Consider the following 7881-nt stretch of genomic DNA (forward strand, 5'->3'; position numbering starts at 1 on the left):
GGGCATGGGGCATGGGGCATTAGTTAAACCTCATCTCCCCTAGCCTCACAGGTGTAGGTTTTTCATAAAAGCGTGAGTTATAACTCTCAATTGAACGTAGGAATAAGCAAATTCTTCCTTGTCCCTCTTATCTGATTTCCCGCGTTGTTGTAAAAAACCTACACTTGTCAGGCTTCCCCAGTTTCCCCAGCCTTATTGTGCTTGCGGGGCGCGTCCATTGAGTTTAGTAAGACTTTTAAGCCTGGAGCCTAATTCCTCTGTTAAAGCAGCCGCTTGATAGCGCCACTCCCAGTTACCTTCAGCAACACCGGGAAAATTCATTCGCGTTTCGTTTCCCAATCCCAAAACATCTTGTAAAGGAATAATCGCTTGATTAGCTATGGAACTCAAAGCTAGTCGAATTAAATCCCAATGAACGCCTTCAGGACTGATACAACCTAAATAAAGGAGCAAGTTTTGCTTTTCGTAGTCACTAGCTGTATTAAACCAGCCTATTGTTGTGTCATTGTCGTGAGTCCCAGTATAAACTACAGCATTTCTTGGGTAGTTGAATGGTAAAAATGGATTATCGGGATCAGAACCAAAGGCAAACTGCAAAACTTTCATACCGGGAAATTCATACTTGTCTCGTAGCGCATCCACCTCTGGTGTAATGACTCCCAAATCTTCTGCTAAGACAGGTAGCTTACCCAACTTCTGCTTAATAACTTCAAAAAAAGCTTCCCCAGGCGCTTCAACCCATTCTCCATTGACAGCTGTTTTTTCTCCTTGTGGCACAGACCAAAAAGCTTCAAAGCCTCGGAAGTGGTCAATGCGGATAATGTCTACATAATCCAGCATCGCCTCAAAGCGCTGCACCCACCACTTAAAGTCCTGTTTTTGCAATTCCTCCCAGTTATAAACTGGGTTGCCCCACAACTGACCTGTAGAGCTAAAGTAATCTGGTGGTACTCCTGCCATTTGCGCGGCTTCTCCAGTTTCTTCATCTAAACAAAAGATGTCAGGATGCGCCCACACATCGGCACTATCATGAGCTACGTAGATGGGAATATCACCGATAATGTCTATACCACGCATATTGGCGTAGCTTTTCAGATCTGACCACTGTCGGAAAAACTCAAATTGAATGAATTTGTAATAAAAAATCTCTCCATTTAGCCGACGCTGTACCTGATCTAATGCTTGCGCTTCACGCTTGACAAGTTCCGGTTCCCATGTATGCCAGCTTGCGTTTTCATTAGCATCTTTCAACGTCATAAATAAGGCATAATTATCTAGCCAATAAGCTTTGCTATCGCAAAAACCTGCAAATTCTTTCTGCTGTATGGGGGTAGCATGATTTCTAAATTTTTCACAGGCTTTTTTGAGTAGTCCAATCTTAATTGGTACAACCTGCTCGAAATTTACCTTTTCCGTTGGAAATGCTGGTAAGTTGGCAAAGTCTTCTTCAGCTAGCAAACCCTCTTCTAGCAGTTTTTCTGGGCTGATCATCAAGGGATTTCCTGCCATTGCCGAGTAGCACATATACGGAGAATTACCGTATCCCGTGGGCCCCAAGGGTAAAACTTGCCAATATTGTTGATGGTTATCTTTGAGAAAGTCAATGAAGCGATAGGCTTCTAAGCCTAAATCCCCGATGCCAAATCGACTGGGAAAGGAAGTGGGATGCAGCAAAATACCGCTTGATCTAGGAAAAGGCATATTTAACCTGAATTATAAGAGGGAGGGATTGTTTAAACGATACGCGATGCGCGATGCGATGCGATCGCATCGAATTTATCACGGAACAGTATTTCCAGAGTAAATAAAGTAAACTCATCTTGATTATCATTTGTCCTTTGTTGATAATGACCAATGACCAATGCCCAATGCCCAATGCCCAATGCCCAATGCCCAATGCCCAATGCCCAATGCCCAATGCCCAATGCCCAATGCCCAATGACCAATGACTTACCGAAATCCTGCACCGACAGTTGATATCATCATTGAACTAGTAGATCGACCTCATCGGCCAATAGTGTTAATTGAAAGACATAATCTACCTTTAGGTTGGGCTATACCGGGTGGTTTTGTGGATTATGGAGAACGGGTGGAAGTAGCAGCGCAGCGGGAAGCTGAGGAAGAAACGGGTTTGCAAGTGGAATTAGTTGAACAATTACTGGTGTATTCTGACCCCAGTCGTGATCCGCGCAAGCATACAATTAGCATTGTGTTTTTGGCAACGGCGACAGGAGAACCTCAAGCAGGAGATGATGCCAAGAGTGTAGGCATTTTTGAGTCTTGGCGTATGCCTGAGAATTTATGTTTTGACCACGATAAGATTCTGCGGGATTATTGGCGGTATCGGCATTATGGGATACGTCCGAGGTTGGGGTAGAGTGACGAACCGCAGAGGCGTAGAAGGAGCACCAGAAGGAAGCAAAGGGCGCGTACTCGTACGGAGAAGCAAGCTACGTGCAGTGTCTCGTAAAGCCTGCGGCATAGCTACGCTTAGGGCGCAGCCTTTCGTAGAGAAGAGAAGGAAGAGGGGAGAAGATATCTGGAATTTCCCAACATACAGTTTGCGTAAACGTTCTGTAGAAATCGGTTGGTGTTGGGAGGATATCAAAGCCAAGACTCTAGCGCTAAGGCTTGCACCTGTTGTATCCTTTGAAAATCGCTGTCCCCTGAGACGACGGTGAGGTTATGGTGCAGAGCAGTTGATGCTATCCACAAGTCGTTATCGCTAAAACCCAAATCTTGAACTGTAAACTTTCTACGCTTTGCTTTGTCTTTGGGGCCAAAATACTCGACAATTTCTCCTTTGAGGCTACCGTAAACATCGGCAACCCCTCCACTAATGGGATAAAGGTCAATGGCTTGCAAAAAAGTTCTGACAAAGCGAAGATTTGCTTCTTGTTGAGAAGACTTTTGCACCATGTAAAGGAGTTCACCTTGCACAATAACGCTAGTTGCAACCCCTAAACCGATGTGTTCTTGTAACAGACTAATGACGTTTGTTTCTCCAAAAATTATCCGACTACAATGGTTGGTATCTAGGAGGTACATTACTAAAATTCAGATGGGGAACGGGTTTCGTAAACAAGCTGCAAGCACTCCTCAAAATCATCCCCTTGCCAAGTTCCGGCAAATTTTAGCAAGTCTTCTGCTTTAGAGCCTCTAAGAATTGGTGTTGCTTCTTGTATTTCCGGTTTCGTTTTATGACTGGAAGTATCATCATTTTTTTCCGTTGACAGGTCAAGAGATATTTCCTCGGTTCCTGGTTTTGTCTTAAGAAAACGCAAAAAATCTAGCGTTTGGGCTAGTAGAACATCTGAGGACGATTCAATTTCTTGGAGTAGTAGTTCTTTAATATTCATTCTGGTTTATTCATAAATGATGTTTTGCAGCCTGTCGTAACAGTATTATACGAGTGCGATCAAGATACTGGACTGACGGCATTATGAGATACGTCTGAGGTTGGGGTAAGAGTGACGAACCGCAGAGGCGCAGAGAGCGCAGAGAGAGGAATATCTATGACACAAAGTTTTTGTGATTATACTGTGTCAGTGGTATTTAAAGGTGCATTATGGATGCTGAGTCGTTGTTGGAGAAATACGCCGAAGGACAACGGAAATTTCATTCAGAAAATTTGAGTGAAGAAAATCTCAAAGGTGCAGACCTCAGTGAAATACACCTATACGGTGCAAATTTGGCTGGGGTTGATTTAAGTGGAGCAAATTTAACCCAAGCAAAGCTTAATAGTACAAATCTCACTAAAGCGTCTCTAGCAGATACAAAATTGAACTCGGTAAGTGCTTCTTCAGCAATTTTGGCTTGGACAGACCTTAATGGTGCTGACTTAAGTTGGTCAAATCTAAGTAGCACTAATTTAAATTATGCAAACTTAGAACAGGCAAAACTGACAGGTGTAAACCTAAGTAGTGCAAAATTAATCTATGCAAATTTAGATACAGCAAATTTAAGTGGAGCAAATCTTAGTAGTGCAGACCTGACTGCGGCTTCCTTAGCTGAAGCTAATCTCAGTAAAGCTAATCTAACTAAGGCAGATTTGGGTCAGGCGTACTTAATTGGAGCAAACTTTACTCTGGCTAACTTAACTGAGGCAATATTTCAAAGTGCCAAACTCCAAGGAAGTATATTTCATAGAGCGAATCTGAACCAAGTTGATCTCTCAGGCATGAATTTGGCTGATATAGATTTTACAGCAGCATCTGTTCAGAGTACAAACCTTACAAAAGCATTATTCCAAGGAGCAAATTTACAAAAAGCAAATTTGCGATGGGCAAATTTAATCCAGGCAAATTTAGATGGAGCAAATTTGAGAAGGGTTGATTTAACTGGGGCAAATATCTATGGGGCAACCTTTAAAGATGCTGACCTAACTGGTGCGATAATGCCAGATGGAGAGGTCTACAAGCCGATCGCTGCTGAAGCGGAAATCGGTAAACAGGAAACATCGTTAGAGAAAGTAATATCTATGACTCGTAAAGTAATTCGTACTGATAACGCACCGGCTCCAGTAGGCCCTTATAATCAAGCGATCGCGGCTTCTGGTCAATTAGTATTTGTGGCTGGACAAATTGCGATTGATCCTCGTCTCGGTGATGTCGTTTACACTGATGATGTCAAAAAGCAAACTGAGCAGGTAATGGCTAATCTGGAAGCTATCCTGACAGCAGCCGGGGCGACTTTCCAAAATGTGGTAAAAACCACTGTATTTTTAGCTGATATGAATGATTTTGCCGCAGTGAACGCGGTTTATGCCAAATATTTTTCCGAAGATACAGCTCCAGCGCGTGCTTGTGTTCAGGTGTCGCGTTTGCCTAAAGATGTACTGGTAGAAATTGAGTGCATCGCGGTAATTTGAAATTTTGGTGATTATTAAGCTAGTCAGTAAATTTAGTGTGTAGCAGTTGACTCTAAGAATACGGAAGAAAAGTATCCTAAACCAGTATTAAAAATGGCTGAGAGTCAGATTAGTGCCAATCTTGCCCCAGCAGATCAAGAAGCAGTTTTGCAGGCGATCGCACATTAGATCTGGGAAAGTCCAACTCTAAGCTTCATGAGTAGAAACAATAATCAATAAAAATTCAACCTTAACAACAACAAAATCATTAACTATATAACGGCTCTTATGTCAAGGTACAAAGTTTAATTAAATAAGACTAATTACATTGATAGTAGATACACTGATGTTTACAGGATATTTACTATGGGTTTTCCTCGGTATTGCAAAATAGCAACAATGATTGAAATATTATTTCAGGAATCAACAGCATTTTTGCTGAATTATTTTAGTATGAGTTTATGCTTGCTCAGTACAATCAAGGTTTAATGCTTGTAGCAGAAACGTATTTATAAAAACGTAATTTATTTAACTACACTTATCTGGGTGTTGATGTTTATCCTTTGAGTCGGAATTTAGAAAAATAAATAGCCAAAGTAGCAAACAGTCGATTAGGAGAACCGACAAGCGTGGCAAGAAGTTGGAAATGTGATGGTGAGCCAAAAAATGGCAAAACCTACTCAAATCAAAATCCTACTGGCAAGCATGAACCCTATGAAAATTACGGCTCATCCTGTGTGATATGTGGTTTGCCAAAGGAGGCAATGGACAATAGCCGTCAATTACCAAAATGGGTCAAACCTGCTGCTATCGCTGGTGGTACTATTTTAACTGCTCTTGTTGCTGCCTCAATATTTATGCCTCAACCTTGTCCAACAGGTCAGCAAAAAATCAACGGTGTTTGTTTGAAACTTACTTCTGTTGATAAAACTCCTAATCCTACCTCTTCCGTTACTCCGACGCCTACCCCTCCAGTCTCTCCTGCTACTACAGTTAACCTTTACCGCACTTTAGCTGAAGTGCCTAACGTTCCTAAGGGAATCATTAGATACGGTGGTTCTACAAGCTTTGCACCGCTGAGGACTCCGGCAATAGTAGCGCTGATTGTGCAAGCTCATCCGGAATTTGAGTTGACATACACCGAGCCACCGCCAGGAGCCAAGGCTGGGTCTGGTAGCGGGATAAAAATGCTGATAGAAGGTGAACTGAATTTTTCCCAATCTTCGCGATCTGTGAAGGACGAAGAGTATGAGAGGGCAAAAACGAGGAATTTCAAGCTAGAACAAATACCTGTTGCCATTGATGGAATTGCTTTTTACGTCCATCGTGATTTGGCTATCCCTGGTTTAACGGTATCTCAGATTAAGGATATATACACTGGCACAATCACGAATTGGAAGCAAGTGGGTGGCGCCGATATAGAAATTACTCCTTTGAGTCGTGACCCTGATGATGGTGGTACTCCAGAATACTTTCAAGAAAAAGTGTTGGCGAAGGAGTCATTTGCCTCAGCTGTAAAACCTTATGCAATAGACACTACAACTGCTATCCGAAAGGTAGCTAAAACTCCTGGCGGGATTGGTTATGCCACTGCTTCAGAAGTCTGCAACCAAAGTTCAATTAAGCCTCTGCCAATTGCAAAAGAGGCTAATAAAGGTTTTGTGCCTGCTTGCATCGAAAAGCTCGTGAATAAAACTGATTTTGCTAAAGACATCTACCCGCTGACTAGGCGGCTTTTTGTTGTGATTAAACGCGATCGCACACTAGATGAACAGGCTGGTGTAGCATATCTCAACTTACTCTTAAGTGATGAAGGTCAAAAATTAGTAGACCAGGCTGGTTTAGTACCGATTCGCAACTGAAATAAATCATAACTCCTTAAAATTCCACATGAGCAGATTTCGTCGCAGTTTGTGGCTATATCCTTTGTTTCAGATTCCGTTAATCGTGTTTGGAGTTTGTTTAGTTGCAACTATTTTGTGTTCAGTTTTAGCCTTGGGTAGACCTAGTGTAGCAGTAGCGATCGCTCTGGATATGAGCAAATGAACTTACCAATGAACTTTAGTGGTCAGTTGGCATTAGGCAATGCTTTATTTTGGACTATTGTTACCCCCTTAATTCTTTGGCAATTATCTGGCTTACCTTTGTTCTCAACTTGTTAAGACAGGAATTGGGAGTTAGTGGCTAACAATTAATCAAAGATAAATAACCCTTCATCTGTTGGAGTTAAAAATTAAAAGGAGAAGATTATGGCAGCAGTTGAAGAAAAAAGTATGGTTCCCACGGTGTTAGTGGGTGTGGGTGGTACTGGTGTAGAAGTATTGTCACGGTTAAGAAGATTAGTAGAAGAAGCTTATGGCAGTTTGAACAATTTTCCAATTATTAGTTTTTTTAGTATTGACACAGATAAAGATTATAAAGTCAGTAATCCAGAAGTAGCGGGATCGCCATTAAAGGATCATGAAAAACATTGGGCAAGTGTCAGTGGTAGAGAAGTCAATGACATTATGTCCAATATGGAAAAGTATCCTTGGATTGAGTCTTGGTTTCCGAGAGAATTAGAGCGCAATATTGGAGCATTGGAAGCTGGTGCTGGTCAAATTCGTGCCTGTGGTCGCTTTGCTTTTTTTTACAACTACCACAAGATTAGACAGCGGTTTTTTGAAGCCTGCGATCGCGTCAAAGGTCATGAAAGTTTGATGTTAGAAAAATACGACATCAGAGTTAGTAGTGGTGGGTTAAATGTTTTCGTCGTTGGCTCAATTTCTGGTGGTACTGGCAGCGGTATGTTAATTGACATCGGCTATTGCTTACGTAACTGGCTCAAAGGTCAGGGAAGCCCTTTAATTACCGCAATTGTCCCAATGCCTAATGCTTTTGCCAGTATTAATGTAGGCGATCGCGTTCGGGAGCATCCCAGTTTTTTGCAAAGAAAGCGAAAATCAGTCAGGATAAGTAAGACGAGTGTATTTACTTAGCGATGACCCCAGAACAAAAACAAGCTCTTCAAGAACACATTCAAGCGATCGCTA

At 42.0% G+C, this 7881-nt stretch carries 9 protein-coding genes; 5 read left to right on the forward strand and 4 right to left on the reverse strand.

Going from position 1 to position 7881, the window contains the following annotated elements; genetic code table 11:
• Positions 1–192: 192 nt before the first annotated feature.
• Both malQ and IQ246_RS27640 read right to left on the reverse strand, forming a co-directional pair.
• The gene (gene malQ / locus IQ246_RS27635) at positions 193–1701 is read right to left on the reverse strand and encodes a 4-alpha-glucanotransferase (protein ID WP_194006489.1); all 1509 of its coding nucleotides are present in this window, start codon (positions 1699–1701) and stop codon (positions 193–195) included.
• Positions 1702–1733: 32 nt separating this feature from the next.
• Positions 1734–1946, reverse strand: coding sequence for a hypothetical protein (locus IQ246_RS27640; RefSeq protein ID WP_194006490.1), 213 nt, complete (start codon positions 1944–1946; stop codon positions 1734–1736).
• Here IQ246_RS27640 and IQ246_RS27645 point away from each other — a divergent pair.
• On the forward strand, positions 1946–2377 hold the full coding sequence (locus IQ246_RS27645; RefSeq protein ID WP_194006491.1) for an NUDIX hydrolase: 432 nt from the start codon (positions 1946–1948) through the stop codon (positions 2375–2377). The two genes, IQ246_RS27640 and IQ246_RS27645, sit on opposite strands and share 1 nt — an antisense overlap.
• A gap of 227 nt (positions 2378–2604) precedes the next feature.
• Here the strand turns inward: IQ246_RS27645 and IQ246_RS27650 are convergent, their stop codons facing one another.
• Both IQ246_RS27650 and IQ246_RS27655 read right to left on the reverse strand, forming a co-directional pair.
• Positions 2605–3048 carry a type II toxin-antitoxin system VapC family toxin gene (locus tag IQ246_RS27650; protein ID WP_194006492.1) on the reverse strand — a complete coding sequence of 148 codons (444 nt, stop codon included), beginning with the start codon at positions 3046–3048 and terminating at the stop codon, positions 2605–2607.
• 2 nt (positions 3049–3050) lie between these two features.
• Positions 3051–3359, reverse strand: coding sequence for a hypothetical protein (locus tag IQ246_RS27655; protein ID WP_162394314.1), 309 nt, complete (start codon positions 3357–3359; stop codon positions 3051–3053).
• A 209-nt stretch (positions 3360–3568) separates the two neighbouring features.
• Here IQ246_RS27655 and IQ246_RS31140 point away from each other — a divergent pair, with 209 nt between their 5' ends.
• The 4 genes from IQ246_RS31140 (at position 3569) to IQ246_RS27675 (ending at position 7827) form a co-directional block, all read left to right on the forward strand.
• Entirely contained in the window at positions 3569–4870 is a 1302-nt protein-coding gene (locus IQ246_RS31140; RefSeq protein ID WP_194006493.1) for a Rid family detoxifying hydrolase, read from the forward strand.
• A gap of 608 nt (positions 4871–5478) precedes the next feature.
• Positions 5479–6711, forward strand: coding sequence for a PstS family phosphate ABC transporter substrate-binding protein (locus tag IQ246_RS27665; protein WP_194006494.1), 1233 nt, complete (start codon positions 5479–5481; stop codon positions 6709–6711).
• A gap of 28 nt (positions 6712–6739) precedes the next feature.
• Positions 6740–6895, forward strand: coding sequence for a hypothetical protein (locus tag IQ246_RS27670; protein WP_208492326.1), 156 nt, complete (start codon positions 6740–6742; stop codon positions 6893–6895).
• A gap of 203 nt (positions 6896–7098) precedes the next feature.
• Complete coding sequence (locus tag IQ246_RS27675; protein WP_244142186.1) at positions 7099–7827, forward strand: tubulin-like doman-containing protein; 729 nt, start codon at positions 7099–7101, stop codon at positions 7825–7827.
• Positions 7828–7881: the final 54 nt, after the last annotated feature.

The organism is aff. Roholtiella sp. LEGE 12411 (assembly GCF_015206995.1).
Classification (GTDB): Bacteria; Cyanobacteriota; Cyanobacteriia; order Cyanobacteriales; family Nostocaceae; genus Komarekiella.